Raw genomic sequence first — 15,684 nt, forward strand, 5'->3', positions numbered from 1 at the left:
CGTCGCAATCCACACCGAACCGGAAGGCCCTCACCCGTTCAAGATCCCTCAGCCGAGACCTGGCTCACCCGTCCACAACCTCCCAGGACAGAACATCTAGCGCTCGCCCGCCGGGTTGCCCTCCACCCACTGGATGAGCAACTGCCGTACGTACGGATTTCCCTCCTGGGCGGCGTGCGCCAGCCGCTCCGCGCTCGCCCGTGCCGCCCGCCAGCCGGCCGGGGTGTCCTCGGCGTTGGCGTGGTCCGCGACGGCCAGCGCGTCGGCCGCGAGGAGGCGCAGTTCCTCGGAGAGATCGTCGTCCGCGGCGGCCCGGTACGCCTCCAGGCGCAGGGCCGCGAGGTCCGCCGGGGAGGGGGCGGGTTGTGCGGGCGGCTGGGCGTAGCCGCTCACCGCTATGACCACGCAGAAGGTGGCGACGTCCCGGCGGCTCTCCGACTGGCCCTTGGCGATGGCGGGCGCGAGCCAGGTAGGGGCCCGCCAGCTCGAGACCGCCGTGGCGAGGGTGAGGGCAACGGCCAGCAGGGCGAAGGGAATCCAGCCACCGAAGAACCAGCCGATGGGCCCGAGTACCAGGAAGCAGACGGCACTGCTCATCCATATCCGACGGCGGCCGAGTCTCAGGTGTCGTGGATCCATGTGCCTCAGTGTCGCAGGGGCGTCCGGGGCGCGCTGAGGGGGCGGGCGATTCGCGCGGCCCCGTCGCCTTTCGGTCCTTCCGGGGACGCCGGAATGCCCGCGTCAGGACCTCGGAACACCTGCCTCAGGAGGTACGGAAAGGTGGCACCGCCCGCGAAACCGGGCGCCACCGGCCCAACCCCGCCCCACTGTGCGTCTTTTGGCCACACCCCGGGCGCCGTGGGACGGGAGATGCGTGCGCGTGCCATGGGGCTGCCCGGGCGGGCGCGCGCCGCACGGTCCGTCACCCGGGGAGGGGCCGGGGGCGCCCAGGCATCCGCCCCGCGCCGGGATGGCGGGCACGCACCGTGACGGCCGCCGGAGGCCGGAGCGTCCGCGGCCGGGGCCGTGGGTGGCGAGAACCGCGGTGAACGGGCCTCGTGGCCGTGGCGTCAGGTGTGAACGGCGTGTATCGAATGGCCGGAGATGGCCCTGTCCACCGCGACCACCCGTACGTACGATTTCGTCACTCCCGGTCTTCACAGCTCCTTCACAGCCGGGAATGGACTGCGCATGTGTATTTGTCATGCGCATGTTCAAGTATGTGCGCTTGATCCAACGCACTGGTCTGCGACGGTTCCCCGTTCCCTCGGGGGCCGCACCCCCCATTTCACGGCGTGCAGCCGCGTGCTGCCGCCGGAACACCGACGCAACGGATTGGAGCACCATGGCTGGTGGCCTGCTTCTGGGTGGCGCGATCGCCGCCCTGTTCGCCACAGCGCTTCCCCTGTCGAGCCCGTCCTCCGGGATCGCCGACCCGCCCCCGGACAAGATCGTCATCAGTGTCGCCACGGTCAACGGTTCCGGTTGTCCCCAGGGAACCGCGGCCGTCGCCGTCTCCCCGGACAACACCGCCTTCACGGTGACCTACAGCGACTACCTCGCCCAGGTCGGGGGCAACGCCGACCCCACCGCGTTCCGCAAGAACTGCCAGCTCAACCTGATCGTCCATGTCCCGCAGGGCTTCACCTATGCCATCGCCAGCGCGGACTACCGCGGCTTCGCCTCGCTCCAGGCGGGTGCCAGCAGCACCGAGAAGGCCTCGTACTACTTCCAGGGGTCCTCGAACACGGCCTCCATCACCCACCCCTTCCGTGGCCCGTACGGCGACGACTGGCAGTCCACGGACACCACGGACTGGGCCCAACTGGTCTGGGCCCCCTGCGGTGTTCAGCGCAACTTCAACATCAACACCGAGCTCCGCGTGAACGCGGGCACCTCGACGCCCGGCAGTTCCAGCTTCATGACCATGGACTCGACGGACGGTGACATCAGCACCGTCTACCACCTGGCCTGGAAGGAGTGCCCCGCCTCCTGACCCACCGCTCCACGCGCAGGTCCTCGGCCGGCTCCACCGCATCGGAGCCGGCCGAGCCGGCCCGGGCATCGTCCTGCGGGCAGGGCTGGGGGTTGTCCTTCGGACGAACGACAACCCCTAAGGCAGCAGCTTGTCGACCGCCGCGGAGCCTTCCTCCTGGAGCTTGCGCTCGGCCCAGGCGAGGTTCTGCGGAGTGACGTCGCGACCCGCGGCGAGCACCAGGTCCTCGGCCGTCACCGGGCCCTCGGTGCCGGTGTGCAGCAGCGAGTCGGGGGTCGCCCTGTCGTCGGAGGGCGTGGACGCGTCGGGCTGGCTGGTTGGCATGGTCTCTCCCTGTTCCACCGGATCTGTTCTCACGCTACGGGCATTCGGTACGCCTCGCGCGACGCACCCCGTGTCCGGCCCGGCCCACAGGCGGCCGCGGCGGGCGAACCCCCGTTCGGCTGCGCTGGAATGTCGGCAACCGTTCGCGGAGGTGATGGTGGAGGAGCTCGCACCCCTGCGAATGAACGGAGCTTTGGAATGCGTATTCGTCTGATGGCTGCCGCCGGACTTGCCAGTGTGGCCCTGCTCGCCACCGCCGGGACCGCCTCCGCCGACCCCAACCCGGTGGGCGTCGCGGCGAACAGTCCCGGATTCCTGTCCGGCAATGTCATCCAGATCCCCGTCGACCTCGACACCAACGTCTGCGGCAACTCGGTCAACGTGGTGGGTCTGCTGAGCCCGGCGGTCGGAAACGTCTGCGTGAACCGCTGACGATCAGGTCCGCCGGCCGGGCAGACGCTGCCCGGCCGGCGGACCGGCCCGAGCCCGGCGGCTCACTCACCCTCCCGAGTGAGCCGCCGGGCTCTGGCGCGTTCGGGGCCGGTTGACGATTCCTGGACGAGGAGCCGATGCCCGGCGTCCATTCGTTAGTCTGTACATGACCATCAGGGCGGGCCAGACTGTGCGCCGACCAGTCACCCCCCATCGAGGAGCACATTTCATGCGCATGCCCGCACGACAACGTTGTCACGCGGTCCTGGCCGGTCTCGTCACCCTCACCACCGCCGCGGTCCTGTCCGTGGCCACGGGCGCGCCCGCCTCGGCCGCCGACACCTGGAACGAGGTGGGCTCCGACCGCGCCGACCCGCTGACCGAGAGCCAGGGCCTGACCTCCGTCGAGGTCCCGGCAGGCAGCCCCAACCACTACACGGGCATCGGCACGATCCCCACCGGCGTGAGCAGCCGCGGCTGGAACCACATCGGCGACCCGGACGCCTCCTACGACGGCTACTACGTCGAGCCGTACCAGAGCGACTCCGGCAACTCGAAGATGTTCCGCGTGCAGGCGCCGGGCGGCGCCTGGTCGGAGTACGTCCACACACTGAGCGCCGGAGAGGCGCTGAACAACTCCTTCGTCACCGTCGCGCCGAGCGGTTCGTGGATGGTGTCCGGCGAGTACGGAACGATGAACTGGCTCCTCGTGTTCCCGACCCCCGCCGTCAACCCGGCGACCTCGCCCTCCGTCAACCTCCCGCAGGCGTCCACCATCAACCTCGACCACGCCGTACGCGACGTACAGGGCTGCGACTTCGTCACGGCGACCCAGTTGCTGTGCTCGTCCGACGACCCCGCCGGCACGCTCTTCGGCATGACCAAGCCGCTGCTGCAGATCGACCTGTCGGGCGAGCCGAACGGCACGGCCGATGTCTCCGGACACGTCACCGCGCTGCGCCGGCTCCCGCTGCGCAGTTCCTGCTCGGGCACCTTCGAGGTGGAGGGCATCGACTACGACCGCCGCTCCGCCACCCTGCGCGTGATCGTGGTGTCACCGGGCTTCTGTGTGCTGACCGACAGCAAGACCTATCGCTTTACCAAGAGTTGAGCCCACACTCCTTGTAAGGCCCGGGCGCGTACCCACCGAGGGGCTGTTGACGACGGGGGGCGTACGCGCCCGGAAAGGGCTGGGTCTAAGGTCAGAGGCAGATTCAGAGTGATGGGGGGTGGCCGGCTGTGGTGGAGGACGAAGCCGTGATCGGCTGCACGGGGGAACTGCTCATCGGCACCCGGGGATCCGCCGGTCCCGGCGAGATCCTGGTGCGAGTGAGAGGCGGATCCGAGACCTTCCATGCCTGGTCTCGGGAGCCCCTGCCGAAGGGGGCGACCGTGCTGGTCATCGAATCCAGGGGATGCCGTGAAGTCGACGTCATCGAATGGGTCGATCCGCTGGACGCGCTGGACGGCGACGCCGTCGGCGCCGGTTGAGAAGGAGAAGCATGTTCGGTTATCGCGTACCCGCTCCCGATGAGGCGATGTTGATCTCGGGTGGCAGGCGGGGACTGGGGGGCGCGCCGTTCCGAGTGGTGACGGGGCACGGCAAGTTCGTGCTGCCCGTCTTCCGTAAGACCCGCTTCCTGACCCTGTCGATGTGCGAGGCGGAGGTTACCGAGACCTGTGTCACCAAGCAGGGCATCTCGCTGCACGTCCGCGCCGTGATCGCGTTCAAGGTCGGCAACGACACCGAGAGCATCATCAACGCGGGGCAGCGCTTCCTGTCCGACCAGGACCAGATGTCGATCCTGACGGGCCGGATCTTCGCGGGCCATCTGCGTTCCATCATCGGTTCGATGACGGTCGAGGAGATCGTCACCGAGCGCCAGAAGCTCGCCGCCGAGGTCCTCGACACCTCGAAGCTGGAGATGGCGAAGATCGGCCTGATCGTCGACTCGCTCCAGATCCAGTCGATCGACGACGGCGACACCGGCTACATCGACGCGATGTCCGCGCCGCACAAGGCGGCCATCCAGCGTCAGGCCCAGATCGCCCAGGCGCAGGCCACGCAGGCCTCCGTCGAGGCGCAGCAGGTGGCGGCGCGCAACCAGGCCGAGTACGCCCGGCAGACGGCCATCGTCCAGGCGGAGTACTCGGCCGAGGTGGACCGGGCGCAGGCCCAGGCCGCCCAGGCGGGCCCGCTCGCCCAGGCCCACGCCCAGCAGGAGGTCCTCGCCGCGCAGACCGAACTCGCGCAGCGCGCGGCCCAGTTGCGTCAGCAGCAGCTGGTCGCCGAGATCGTCAGGCCGGCCGAGGCCGAGGCCGAGCGGATCAAGGTGCTCGCCATCGCCGACGCCGAGCGAATGAAGATCCAGGCCGAGGCGGCGGCCTCGCACGACCGGGTCGCGCTCGACCGGATGCTGATCGACCAGCTCCCGCTGATCGTCAAGGAGGCGGCGGGCGGTCTCGCCGGCGCGAACGTCAACGTGCTCAACGGTGCCGACGGCCTCGGTGAGATAGCGGCCGGCCTGGTCGCCCAGGGCCTGACGATTCTCGACTCGGTCCGCCAGAACCTGGGCGGTCAGAACTCCGAGAACCGTCCCGCGAAGGCGAACAGCCCGCTCGAGCTCCAGGGGTACAGCCGTACGCCCGTCGACGGGGACGAGCCGGAGGGCTCCGCGAAGGCGAACTGACCCGAGTTCCTGGTTCGCTCCGCGTCCGCCGTCCCTCCCGGGGCGGCGGACGCAGCCGTTTCCGACGGCACCGGCACACCAGGACCCGCGTTCGGATCAATGGGCCCGGATGTTTCTCAAGTCCCTTACACTCTGCCCCAGTTGATCGTTTGACGCGGCCGCCCCAGGAGGAGCGCATGCCCCGGACACCCTCGCGACGTACCGCACTGCAGGGCCTCGCCGCCGCCGGCGCCGCGGTCGTCGGGTTCGATCCGTTCACCCGGAGCTGGGCGGCCACCACCACCGACCGGCCGCTCGCGGGCCTCCCGCGGCTGGACGGGAGCGTGCACACCGACGACGCCTCGCTCTCGGCGGACGCCGACGACTTCGGCCACATCGTCCACCGGCGTCCGGTCGCGGTGCTGCGACCGGGCTCGGTCCGCGACATCGTCGCGATGGTCCGCTTCTGCAACGAGCACGGCGTGTCCGTCGCCCCGCGCGGTCAGGGCCACGCCACCCAGGGGCAGGCGCAGGTCGACGGCGGCCTGGTCATCGAGACCACGCCGCTCGCGTCCATCGGTCCGGTCGGGCCCGGGAGCACGACGGTCACCGTCGGCGCGGGCGCCAAGTGGAGCGAGGTCGCCCAGGCCACCCTGGCGCACGGACTCACCCCGCCCACCTTCACCGACTATCTCGAACTCTCCGTCGGCGGCACCCTGTCGGTCGGCGGCATCGGCGGTCAGACCCACCAGCAGGGCGCCCAGGTCGACAACGTGACGGAACTGCAGGTCGTCACCGGCGCGGGCCACCTGGTCCGCTGCTCCCCGACCCACCACCGCGACCTGTTCCTCGCCGTGCTCGCCGGGCTCGGCCAGTGCGCGATCATCGTCGGCGCCACCCTGCGCCTGGTCCCCGCGCCCGAGACCGTACGCCACTACCTCCTTCCGTACGACGACCTGCGCACCTTCCTCGACGACCAGCGACTGCTCGTCGAGGAGGGCCGCTTCGACTACGTCGAGGGCCAGGTGACCGCCGACGCCGCCGGGGCGTTCAACGGCTATGTCCTCGAAGCCGTCGCCTACGGGCCGCCCGTCGGTCCGGCCCCCGACGACACCACGCTGCTGCGCGGACTTCGCCACGACCCCGCGGGTGCGCAGACCGGCGACCTCGGCTACTACGACTTCCTCGACCGGCTCGCGGCCGGAGTCGCCGCGCTCAAGGAAGCGGGTCTGTGGGCCTTCGCCCACCCGTGGCTGAACCTGCTGCTGCCGGGCCGTTCGGCGGCGACGCTGGCCGCGTCCCTGCTGGAGGACCTGACCCCGGCCGACCTCGGCCCCGGCGTCGTCCTGCTGTACCCGGTGCTGCGCGAGAGCCTGCACACCCCGCTGCTCCGCACTCCCGACGACCCGGTGTCCTATCTGCTGGCCGTCCTGCGCACGACCCCGCCCGACGACACCGCGACCGTGGACCGTCTCCTCGCCGCCAACCGTGCCGCCTACGACACCGTCCACGCGGCGGGCGGCACCCACTATCCGGTCGGCTCGGTCCCCTTCGACGCGGCGGACTGGCGCGAGCACTTCGGCCCCGCCTACCGACGGCTGGCCACCGCCCGGCAGACGTACGACCCGCGAGGAATCCTGGTCCCGGGGCAGGGCATCTTCTGATGACGCCCCGCTCCCGCCGAACGGCCCGCGCTCACCAGCGGCCGGGCTCGCTGCCCACGATCGGCACCGACGGCGCACCGTCCACCCCCTGCGGGACATCTCCGGCCAGCATCACCCGGTGCATGACCCGGGGGTGGTCGACATGGGCGGTGTCGCTCGGCGCCAGATGGATGGTCGCCCGGTTGTCCCAGAACGCCACGCTGCCCGGCTCCCACCGGAAGCGGACCGTGTACTCGGGCCGGGTCGCCTGCTCCAGCAGCATGTCCAGGAGCGCCCGGCTCTCCGGCCGGGACACCTGGAGAATCTGCTCGACGTAGTAGCCGTTGACGAACAGCACCCGCTCGCCCGTCTCCGGATGCACCCGCACCAGCGGGTGGTCGGTGGCGATCTGACGGTCCAGCAGGTGACGTACGTACGCGTCGTCGCCCGGCCGCGTCTGGTACCCGACCCCCAGCCGGTGCTCCGCGCGCAGACCGTCGGCGAAGGCACGCACGGGAGCCGACAGGCCCGCGTAGGCGACGGCCAGGTTCGACCAGGTCGTGTCACCTCCGTACGGCGGCACGGTCTCGGCGCGCAGGATCGTCGCGGCCGGGGGATCGACCCGCGCGCCGTGGTCGCAGTGCCACCCGCGCAGCAGCGAGTGGCGGCGCCTGCGCAGCCACTCCTCGTGGTCCATGCCGTACCGCCCGCCCAGCTCAAGACGGTCGGCCGTCGTCTCGACCTCGGGGAAGTCCCTGGGCGACGCGCTGCCCCGGGACGGGAGGCGGACCGGTGTCCCGAACCGGCGCGCGAAGGCGACATGCGAGGCGTGGTCGAGCCGTTGGCCGCGGAAGAACACCACCTTCCAGCGCAGCACCGCCGCCCGGATCGCGGCGACGGTCTCGTCCGGCAGCGGCTCCGCCAGGTCGACTCCCGTGATCTCGGCGCCGATGTGTCCGGCCGCAGGCTTCACTTCGAGACGTGTGACCTGGTCCGTCATGGGGCCTCCGTGGATCGTGCTGTGGGCTCGTCGGTGTCCAGCATGACCGCCGGCCCGTGCCCCCGACAGGCCGCCGCACGGCGAGGGCGGACACCGTACGGAAGGGCGGACACCGCGCACGGGAGGTGCACGAATCGCACGGGGTGTGTCCCGTTTCGCGCACTTGCTGTGCCGCACTCCCTTTTGGCGGACCCGGCCGGTGTCGAGAATGAGGCGAAGTGAACGGGGCCCGCCCTCCATCCGCATAGGGGCGGGCCCTGTTTACCTCGACGCAGCCGCCTGTGACCGCGCCCCGGACGGCTCAGTCCCGATGCGGGACGGCTCAGTCCCGGTGCTCGCGCAGGGCGGCGAGAGCGCGGTCGGCGTGGACGCTCATGCGCAGTTCGCTGCGGACCACTTCCAGGACGGTGCGGTCCTGCGCGATGACGAAGGTGACCCGCTTCGTGGGGGCCAGTGTGAAGCCGCGCTTCACCCCGAACCGCTCTCGCACGGTGCCGTCGACATCGGACAGCAGGGGGAAGCCGAGTGTGTGGCGGTCGGCGAACTCCTGCTGCCGGTCGACCGCGTCACCGCTGATCCCGACCGGCCGCGCGCCGGCGCCCGTGAATTCGGTGGCCAGATCGCGGAAGTGGCAGGCCTCGGCGGTGCAGCCGCTGGTGAGGGCGGCGGGATAGAAGAACAGCACCACCGGCCCGTCGGCCAGCAGTTCGGACAGGCTCCGGTTCGTCCCGGTCTCGTCCGGCAGCGTGAAGTCCTCGACCTGGTCGCCCACGTTCACCTGAGATGTCATGACTGTCCCTTTCCGGACCGAGCGACTCCGCGGGCCCACAGGACGAGCGGAACCTGGAGCGGGAGCCGCGCCAGAGCCGCCGCCTTGAGGGGCGCGGGACGATGACGCCAGTCCACGGCCATCTGGACATTGGCGGGGAAGACACCGACGAAGAAGGCGGCGGTGGCCAGCGCGGCCGCCCGACGCGTCCGGGGGAGCGCCACTCCGGCCGCCAGGGCGAGTTCGGCGACACCGCTCGCGTACGTCCAGGTCCGCGGCGCTCCCGGGAGAGCGCGCGGGATGGTGGCGTCGAACTGCCGTGGTACCGCGAAGTGGGCGACGCCCGCGGTGGCCAAAAGGCCGGCGAGCAGCAAGGGCGATCGTTCCGACCGTGGCACGGTTCCTCCTCGGGGGGCCTGCCGCGGATATTACTGGAGGGTAAGTGCCCGTGATACGGGTGGGGCGCGTCGATTGGGTGCCGTTCGGGGGTGTGGGCGGTGGCTGCCGGAGGACCGAACGCCCGTACCGGGTGAAGGTCGGCGTCTCGCCGCTGTCGATGGCCCGCATCTCCATCGGGTCGGTCACGGGACGCGATCCGGACGCGATCCGCTCGGCCACCGGACGCGCTCCGGGTCCGCGTCGACGAACCGGAAGGCCTTCGAAATCCGCCCGCGGGGCCGGCCCTGGCAAGAGGTGGGATTTCGGTCCGTCGGGCGAAGTCCGGGGAATACGCGAACGTCCGGGTTTGGGGATTCGATTCACGGTCAGCCGTAGAACTGAATCGCAATGGTCGACCAGTGAGGACGGGGACTGCGATGGCGGAGGACGAGAAGGCCCGCGCCCGGACGGAACAGGTGAAGGGCAAGGCCAAGGAGACCGTCGGACGCGCGGTCGGTGATGAGCGGATGACGGCCGAGGGCAGGGTCGAGCAGTCCGAGGGCGACGCCCGACAGGCCAAGGAAAAGGCCAAGGACGCGGCCAAGGACGTATTCCGGCACTGAAGACGGCCGATTCGGCAGGGCCCGTCGCGGGGTTTCGCGGCGGGCCCTGCCGAATTCCGGGCCTCGGAGGAGGAGCGAAGAATGTGCGGCCAGGACCAGAGGTCCGCCACCGGCGCGGTGGCCGTTTCGCGGCAGGTGGTCTCGACGGGGCCCGGAAGTCCCGCCGACGTACGACAGGCGGTCAGGCACGCCCTCGCGGGGCGGTCCGGCGGCCGCGCGCGGGACGACGACGAATCCGTCGGTGACGCCCTGCTCGTCGCCTCCGAACTGGTCACCAACGCGATGCTGCACGGCGGCGGTGTCACCGCCTTCGAGGTGACACCGACCGAGCGGGAGGTGCACGTGTCCGTGTGCGACCGGAGTGATCAACTGCCCGTGCCCGTGCGGCAGATCGACGACGCCGGGCGCCTTCGGGTCGGTGGCCACGGGTGGATGATCGTCTGCACCCTCGCCGGCGATGTCGTCATCTCGAACCTGCGGGCCGGCGGCAAGCGCATCACGGCGGTGGTACCGCTCTCAACCGGAGTGAGCCGCTGACCGCGCGGAACCGGCCTCGTCCGACGTCCAGGAGGGCGCCTGGAGTTCGACGTCCAGGGACGTCCGAGAGCGCGGCGCGATCACGGCGCCCGTCCGCTGCCGCGATCGCGTTTCCGGTCTCCGTTCCGTTTCCTGTCCCGTTCCCCGTCCCGTGCCCGTGAGCGGCCCGCCCCCGCGAGCACCCGTTCGTCAGCCGGGACCTCACGCCGTGAGGGCGTCCCGGGACGCGCTCGGGGCCGTCGTGGCGGCGGCCCGAGCCGCGGCCTGGACCGAATACGTGGTCTTCGCGGGGTCGACGAGAGGGTCTCCGAGAACGATCCGGCCCGCAGCGTGCAGCGCGTCGCACTCGCCGGTGGGCAGGGCCACATAGCAACCGCCGCGCCCGGTGGAAGTGTCCAGGGGAAGCCAATAGCCGTACCGGCGGCGGCCGTTCGCGTGCACGGTGAGGCGGACCGGGAACCGTCGCTGGGTGATCAGACGCAGGACCTCGGAACCTTCGGCACTGAGCGGGGTGTGGGTGCGGGGAAGCGGCCGCAGCATGGTCACCGGCCGTCCGGCGGGGCTCGCGGCACGGCGGTGCGAGGTCGGCGTCATGTGCATGCGGCCTTTCGACGGACGGATCGGATCACGCATCGCGGGGGCGGTGACGTTCGGGCTGATGATCATTGTTGCGCAGGGCACTGACATTGGGGGCGGGTTTGTGTTCAGCGGCGTTGCGCCGGTGCCTGAGCGCGGTGGGTTCGCGCGGAGAGCCGGCCCTGGACGAAGGGATCCGTCGCGGGGTCGTACACCCCGGCGTGGTCGGCCAGAGTGTCGGTGATCCGTTCCCACTCCTCCACCTCCGCCCGCGCGTCGCGTGCCTGCCGGCCGGTGGGTGAAACGTCCTCGGCCGCGTTCCGAGCGTCGTCGAGGGCCGCCTTCGCCTGATGATGATTCATTCCGGTGGCGGTGCGGCACACCCGCTCCCACACGGCGTGCTCCAGCTCGGACGGTTCGGGTTCGGGACTCAATGCTCCACCTCGATCGTGCGACGGGACCGCTTGCCTCGTCGGACCCGGGTGCCCCCGGCGGGCGCGACGACACCTCTGCGTGCGTCACCTGTGCCTGTGTCGCCTGTGCGTGCGCCACCGGGGCGTCGGCGGACGGGCGCGGCGGAGCGTTTCGTCACCAGGGCAGGAACACGTGGACGTCCTTGCCGTCGGGCCGCACGATCACGCTCACCTGGTCGCAGAGCGCCTGGATGAGATGCCAGCCGATGCCGCCCCCGCCCTGGGAGGGGCGGAAGCGACGTGGCGCGGGCCGGGTGGTGCTGCTGTCGCGAAGGATCACGTGCACACCGTCGAACGTGGGACGCATCCGCAGCTCGAAGGGACCGGGCGCGTACTGGACGGTGTTCGCGGCCAGCTCGGTGACCACGAGCAGGATGTCGTCCCAGTGCTCGGCAGCCGAGGGCGGTGACGTTCGCGCGAGGGCGCGCAGATAGCCGTCTGCGGCCAGCCGCGCGTCGGTCACGTTGCGCAGCTGCCCGCCGAACGCGCTGGTGAGGGCCCCGATCTCCTCGTACGACGGCTTCTTGTTCCGACTCGGATCGATTTCCATCGCGCCCTTCGTTCGGATCTCGTCGGCGGAATGGCTCTCGCCCCGTCGCGACCCGGTCACCTGGATCAGCGGTCGGTCCCCGGCGAGGGTCCGGTTCTGCCCGCCGTTCCGCCTACGCCGGCGTGTCCTGGGAGCGGGAACGCCCACGGGAGCGGCGGCGCGCCAGCGCGCGCCGTTCGGATTCGCTGGTACCGCCCCAGACACCGACGCTCTGGCCCGTGTCCAGGGCCCAGCGCAGGCACTCCTCGCGGACCGGGCAGCCGGCGCAGACCGCCTTCGCCTCCTGGATCTGCAGCATGGCGGGGCCCGTGCTGCCGATGGGGAAGAACAGATCGGGGTCGACGGTGCGGCACGCCGCGGAATCACGCCAGTTGTCCATACGAGCCTCCTGTGATCGAAGTGGACGCGTTCGTCGGGTTTCGGTTCCCCCTCGGGTCACCCTTGATCGCCCGGATGAAACGGACGAGGCGGCAAAGATCCCGTGGATTCCGGATCGGCCGCACGGGGCGAGCACGCCCGGTGGCGGGAAACGGGCACGGCCGCCGGACCGTCGGCCCCCGATCGGCTCGGTGGACGCACCGGGGTGGCAAGATGGATTCCCAGGTGAAGGCCGGTTGGGTTTCGACGAATGAGCGGGTGGCCCATGGCGCAGGAGTCCAGCGAGGTCTGGGAGAAGTTTGCCGTCGCCTTGGCGGACATGGCACGGGACCTGCTCGCCCAGGACTCGGTGCAGGCAACCCTGGACCGGATCGTGGAGCACGCGACGGTGCTGATCAACGGGTGCGACGAGGGCGGCATCCTCACGGTTCGCCGGGGCGAGGTCAGTGCGCTGGCCGCCACGAGCGACGTCGTGCGCATGGCGGACCGGATCCAGCAGGACCTGCGGGAGGGGCCTTGCTTCGACGCCGTGACCGAGCGGCAGCAGCTCTACGCCATCGAGGACCTGCGTCGGCCGCACGAGAAGTGGTCCCGCTTCGCCCCCGAACTGAGGAAGCTGGGCATGGGCAGCATGATGGGCTTTCTGCTGTTCACCGACGACGACGAACTCGGCGCCCTCAACGTGTACTCGCACCGTCCGAACATGTTCGACGAGTCGGCTCAGCGGGCCGGCTGGATCCTGGCCTCGCACGCCGCCGTCGCGCTCTCCGCGGCTCGTACGCACCAGCAACTCGGCCAGGCGCTGGAGACCCGTCACGAGATCGGTGAGGCGATGGGCATTCTCATGGAGCGCCACGGACTCAGCGAGGACGACGCCTTCGGCGTGCTGAAGAAGGCCTCCCAGGATCACAACATCAAACTGCGGGAGATCGCCCGCAAGGTCTGCGAGACGGGCGAGCGCCCGTCCTGATCCGGCGCGCCCACGAGTGACCCCGGCACGCCCCGGCGGTGATGCCCGGTGGGAATCGCCGGACAGGCCCTAGAGAAAGCGGCGCAGCGGGGCGACGGCCAGCTCCTTGGCGCGCTGGAGCGGGGACCTGTGCCGCCAGCGGGCCGGTTCGATGCCCACGGCGTGCTCCCGGTCCTCGTCGAAGTCCCGGTCGAGGGCCGCGGTGAACGCCTCGTCGAGCACGGCGAGCATGACCTCCTCGTCGTGTTCCATGGACCGGCGGTTGAAGTTCGTGGAGCCGATGAGGGAGGCCACACCGTCCACCGTCATGATCTTGGTGTGGAGCATGGTCGGCTGGTACTGGCGAATCTCGACACCGGCGTCCAGGAGCGCGCCGTAGTGGTGCTGACCGGCGAGTTGGCAGGCCCGCTGGTCGGTGTGCGGACCCGGCAGCAGGATCTCCACCCGGACACCGCGGCGCGCGGTCGCGCACAGCAGGTCCACGAAGAAGGCGTCGGGGGCGAAGTAGGCGGTGGCCAGACGGAACCGGCCCTCGGCGGACTCGAGCATCACGCGGACGAGGGTCTGCATGTCCTGCCAGCCGAAACTCGCGGAGCCCCGCACCACCTGGACGGTCGCCGTGCCCGGCTGGTCGTGGCCGGTGAAGCGGTCCCGGTCGTCGAAGAGCTCGTCGTGGCACTCCGCCCAGTTCTGCGCGAACGCGGCGGCGATGCCGTCCACGGCCGGCCCCCGCACCTTGACGTGGGTGTCCCGCCACTCGGAGGGACCGCGGGCGTCCCCGCACCACTCCTCGGCGATGCCCACGCCCCCGGTGAAGGCGGTGTGCTCGTCGACGACGAGTGCCTTGCGGTGACAGCGGTGGTTCTGCTTCAGGGGTGAGAGCCACAGCGGTTTGCGGAACCACGCGACCTGTACACCGGCGGAGGTCATGGACTCCAGCAGGTCCTGCTCGATCCGCTTCGCGCCGAAGCCGTCCAGCAGCAGCCGCACCCGAAGACCCGCCCGGGCGCGGTCGGCCAGGGCGGCCGCGAAGTCGCGGGCTATCTGTCCGCGCCAGTACACGAAGGTCATCATGTCGATGGTGTGCTCGGCGGACCGCACGGCGTCGAGCATCGCGGCGAAGATCCGGTCGCCGTTGCGCAGGGGAACGAGCTCGTTCCCCTCGGTCGCGGCGATCCCGAGGAGGCGCTCCAGGCGTCTGCGGAGCCGCTGCTTGCGCCGTCGCGCCTCTGTCGGGTCCACCGGTCCGTTCGTCTCGACTCGTGCCGTGATGGTCTGGGACATCCACCGTCTCCCGTTGTCCGTGCCGCGTTCCGCCTCGTCGCTCCGGGCCTGTGAGGAGGGGTGATGGGGTGGCGGCCCCCTGCCGGGACCTGCCCGACGGGGCCGCCACCCCTCCCGCTCGACCGTGTCGGCCCGGGGTCGCCCGGCCCCTTCGACCGCCACGGGAGCGGCGTCGCCGAAGCGCCCCTGGGCGCTCGCGACGCGTGCTCTGGTGCCCCCGATCCGCCGCGGCACTCCCCTGCGGCCCCCGCGACGTCGATCCCGGGCCAACCTCGACCCGTGCCGATGCGGCCTCGCGACATCGGTGGGGCCGGGAGAACGGTCCGCCGGCGCTCGGCGAGGGCACCTGTGACCACGGTGTGAAGGTCGGGGAACCCGTGACATGGGCTCCGGCCCTCCGGGAAGAAGGGGAACAGCCTGCCCGACACACCGGACCGACACGGAGTGGCGCCGCTGTGCGGCGTACGGGTGGGAAGCACGCAAGGGAGGTGAAGGGATGACCACTGTCGAACCGCCCTGCGACTTCGGCCCCGTTCCCGGCGCGAGGCTGGAGAGAAATCCGCAGGCCGCCGTGCACGCCCGGCGGATGGCCCGGACGTTTCTCGGAGGGCTGCCCCGCCAGGTGCCGCGTGAGGCCGCCGAGGCCGTCACCCTCGTGGTCTCGGAGCTGGTGACGAACGTGGTGCGCCACGCGCGCGGCCGGCTGTGCAGCGTGGATCTGTGGGACGTGGGCCACGGAGTGGGCATCTCCGTCTCCGACGACGACCCCGAGCCGCCGCGTCCCCGGCGTCTCGACCTGACCGGACAGGGCGGTTTCGGCTGGCCGCTGGTGCGCCGGCTGTCCTCCGAACTGACCGTGCTGTCCCGCCCGGACGGCAAGACCGTCCGCGCCGTCGTGAGCTTCTGACGCTTCTCGCTTCTGACGCTTCCGGCTTCTGACGACTCCGGGGACGAGCATCATCCGCGATCCGGCGGCGACCACCGACCGCGACGAAATCGCCGTCCGCGCGGCGAGGTTCTCCGTCCGCACGGCGGACGTGTTGTGAACAGGCCCCGGGGAAGCGCGTGATGACCGGTGGCGG

At 70.9% G+C, this 15,684-nt stretch carries 20 protein-coding genes; 10 read left to right on the forward strand and 10 right to left on the reverse strand.

All coding sequences use genetic code 11. The features are described from left to right. Positions 1 to 96: 96 nt before the first annotated feature. Positions 97 to 639, reverse strand: a complete 543-nt coding sequence (locus ACZ4N5_RS23340; protein ID WP_467758994.1) for a hypothetical protein — start codon at positions 637 to 639, stop codon at positions 97 to 99. A gap of 706 nt (positions 640 to 1,345) precedes the next feature. On the opposite strand from ACZ4N5_RS23340, the gene ACZ4N5_RS23345 reads away from it, so the two are divergent. Then, positions 1,346 to 1,996, forward strand: coding sequence for a DUF4360 domain-containing protein (locus ACZ4N5_RS23345; RefSeq protein WP_467758995.1), 651 nt, complete (start codon positions 1,346 to 1,348; stop codon positions 1,994 to 1,996). A gap of 117 nt (positions 1,997 to 2,113) precedes the next feature. Here the strand turns inward: ACZ4N5_RS23345 and ACZ4N5_RS23350 are convergent, their stop codons facing one another. After that, positions 2,114 to 2,320 carry a hypothetical protein gene (locus ACZ4N5_RS23350; protein ID WP_261705507.1) on the reverse strand — a complete coding sequence of 69 codons (207 nt, stop codon included), beginning with the start codon at positions 2,318 to 2,320 and terminating at the stop codon, positions 2,114 to 2,116. A 198-nt stretch (positions 2,321 to 2,518) separates the two neighbouring features. Here ACZ4N5_RS23350 and ACZ4N5_RS23355 point away from each other — a divergent pair, with 198 nt between their 5' ends. From ACZ4N5_RS23355 to ACZ4N5_RS23375, 5 genes are all read left to right on the forward strand, one after another. Then, on the forward strand, positions 2,519 to 2,752 hold the full coding sequence (locus ACZ4N5_RS23355; protein ID WP_467758996.1) for a chaplin: 234 nt from the start codon (positions 2,519 to 2,521) through the stop codon (positions 2,750 to 2,752). 229 nt (positions 2,753 to 2,981) lie between these two features. Further along, positions 2,982 to 3,863, forward strand: a complete 882-nt coding sequence (locus tag ACZ4N5_RS23360) for a hypothetical protein (protein WP_467758997.1) — start codon at positions 2,982 to 2,984, stop codon at positions 3,861 to 3,863. Between the two features lie 128 nt (positions 3,864 to 3,991). Next, the gene (locus ACZ4N5_RS23365; RefSeq protein ID WP_261705504.1) at positions 3,992 to 4,243 is read left to right on the forward strand and encodes a hypothetical protein; all 252 of its coding nucleotides are present in this window, start codon (positions 3,992 to 3,994) and stop codon (positions 4,241 to 4,243) included. An 11-nt stretch (positions 4,244 to 4,254) separates the two neighbouring features. Further along, entirely contained in the window at positions 4,255 to 5,442 is a 1,188-nt protein-coding gene (locus ACZ4N5_RS23370; RefSeq protein ID WP_467758998.1) for an SPFH domain-containing protein, read from the forward strand. Between the two features lie 176 nt (positions 5,443 to 5,618). Then, entirely contained in the window at positions 5,619 to 7,085 is a 1,467-nt protein-coding gene (locus ACZ4N5_RS23375; protein WP_467758999.1) for an FAD-binding protein, read from the forward strand. A 31-nt stretch (positions 7,086 to 7,116) separates the two neighbouring features. On the opposite strand, the gene ACZ4N5_RS23380 is transcribed toward ACZ4N5_RS23375, so the two are convergent. The 3 genes from ACZ4N5_RS23380 to ACZ4N5_RS23390 all read right to left on the reverse strand — a co-directional run bounded on the left by ACZ4N5_RS23380 (position 7,117) and on the right by ACZ4N5_RS23390 (position 9,231). Continuing rightward, positions 7,117 to 8,064, reverse strand: coding sequence for a TauD/TfdA dioxygenase family protein (locus ACZ4N5_RS23380; RefSeq protein WP_467759000.1), 948 nt, complete (start codon positions 8,062 to 8,064; stop codon positions 7,117 to 7,119). Between the two features lie 322 nt (positions 8,065 to 8,386). Further along, complete coding sequence (locus ACZ4N5_RS23385; protein ID WP_355850602.1) at positions 8,387 to 8,854, reverse strand: peroxiredoxin; 468 nt, start codon at positions 8,852 to 8,854, stop codon at positions 8,387 to 8,389. Next, a complete protein-coding gene (locus tag ACZ4N5_RS23390; protein WP_261705500.1) occupies positions 8,851 to 9,231 on the reverse strand; it encodes a DoxX family protein in 381 nt (126 codons plus the stop codon). Before ACZ4N5_RS23390 ends, ACZ4N5_RS23385 begins: the two co-directional genes overlap by 4 nt. A 417-nt stretch (positions 9,232 to 9,648) precedes the next feature. On the opposite strand from ACZ4N5_RS23390, the gene ACZ4N5_RS23395 reads away from it, so the two are divergent. Both ACZ4N5_RS23395 and ACZ4N5_RS23400 read left to right on the forward strand, forming a co-directional pair. Further along, positions 9,649 to 9,834, forward strand: coding sequence for a CsbD family protein (locus ACZ4N5_RS23395; protein ID WP_467759001.1), 186 nt, complete (start codon positions 9,649 to 9,651; stop codon positions 9,832 to 9,834). Positions 9,835 to 9,915: 81 nt separating this feature from the next. Further along, positions 9,916 to 10,371 (forward strand): ATP-binding protein, encoded by a 456-nt coding sequence (locus ACZ4N5_RS23400; protein WP_467759002.1) that lies wholly within the window; start codon positions 9,916 to 9,918, stop codon positions 10,369 to 10,371. A 201-nt stretch (positions 10,372 to 10,572) separates the two neighbouring features. On the opposite strand, the gene ACZ4N5_RS23405 is transcribed toward ACZ4N5_RS23400, so the two are convergent. From ACZ4N5_RS23405 to ACZ4N5_RS23420, 4 genes are all read right to left on the reverse strand, one after another. After that, a complete protein-coding gene (locus ACZ4N5_RS23405) occupies positions 10,573 to 11,037 on the reverse strand; it encodes a hypothetical protein (RefSeq protein WP_467759003.1) in 465 nt (154 codons plus the stop codon). A 38-nt stretch (positions 11,038 to 11,075) separates the two neighbouring features. Continuing rightward, a complete protein-coding gene (locus ACZ4N5_RS23410; protein ID WP_467759004.1) occupies positions 11,076 to 11,381 on the reverse strand; it encodes a hypothetical protein in 306 nt (101 codons plus the stop codon). A 154-nt stretch (positions 11,382 to 11,535) separates the two neighbouring features. Further along, complete coding sequence (locus ACZ4N5_RS23415; protein ID WP_467759005.1) at positions 11,536 to 11,970, reverse strand: ATP-binding protein; 435 nt, start codon at positions 11,968 to 11,970, stop codon at positions 11,536 to 11,538. 112 nt (positions 11,971 to 12,082) lie between these two features. Continuing rightward, positions 12,083 to 12,349, reverse strand: a complete 267-nt coding sequence (locus tag ACZ4N5_RS23420) for a WhiB family transcriptional regulator (RefSeq protein WP_467759006.1) — start codon at positions 12,347 to 12,349, stop codon at positions 12,083 to 12,085. 264 nt (positions 12,350 to 12,613) lie between these two features. On the opposite strand from ACZ4N5_RS23420, the gene ACZ4N5_RS23425 reads away from it, so the two are divergent. Further along, complete coding sequence (locus ACZ4N5_RS23425; protein WP_467759007.1) at positions 12,614 to 13,318, forward strand: GAF and ANTAR domain-containing protein; 705 nt, start codon at positions 12,614 to 12,616, stop codon at positions 13,316 to 13,318. Positions 13,319 to 13,387: 69 nt separating this feature from the next. Here ACZ4N5_RS23425 and ACZ4N5_RS23430 read toward each other — a convergent pair whose 3' ends face one another. After that, complete coding sequence (locus ACZ4N5_RS23430) at positions 13,388 to 14,602, reverse strand: phospholipase D-like domain-containing protein (RefSeq protein ID WP_467759008.1); 1,215 nt, start codon at positions 14,600 to 14,602, stop codon at positions 13,388 to 13,390. Between the two features lie 496 nt (positions 14,603 to 15,098). Here ACZ4N5_RS23430 and ACZ4N5_RS23435 point away from each other — a divergent pair, with 496 nt between their 5' ends. Beyond that, the gene (locus tag ACZ4N5_RS23435; RefSeq protein ID WP_467759009.1) at positions 15,099 to 15,509 is read left to right on the forward strand and encodes an ATP-binding protein; all 411 of its coding nucleotides are present in this window, start codon (positions 15,099 to 15,101) and stop codon (positions 15,507 to 15,509) included. The last annotated feature ends 175 nt before the right edge of the window (positions 15,510 to 15,684 follow it).

Source organism: Streptomyces sp. NPDC026500 (genome assembly GCF_055567635.1).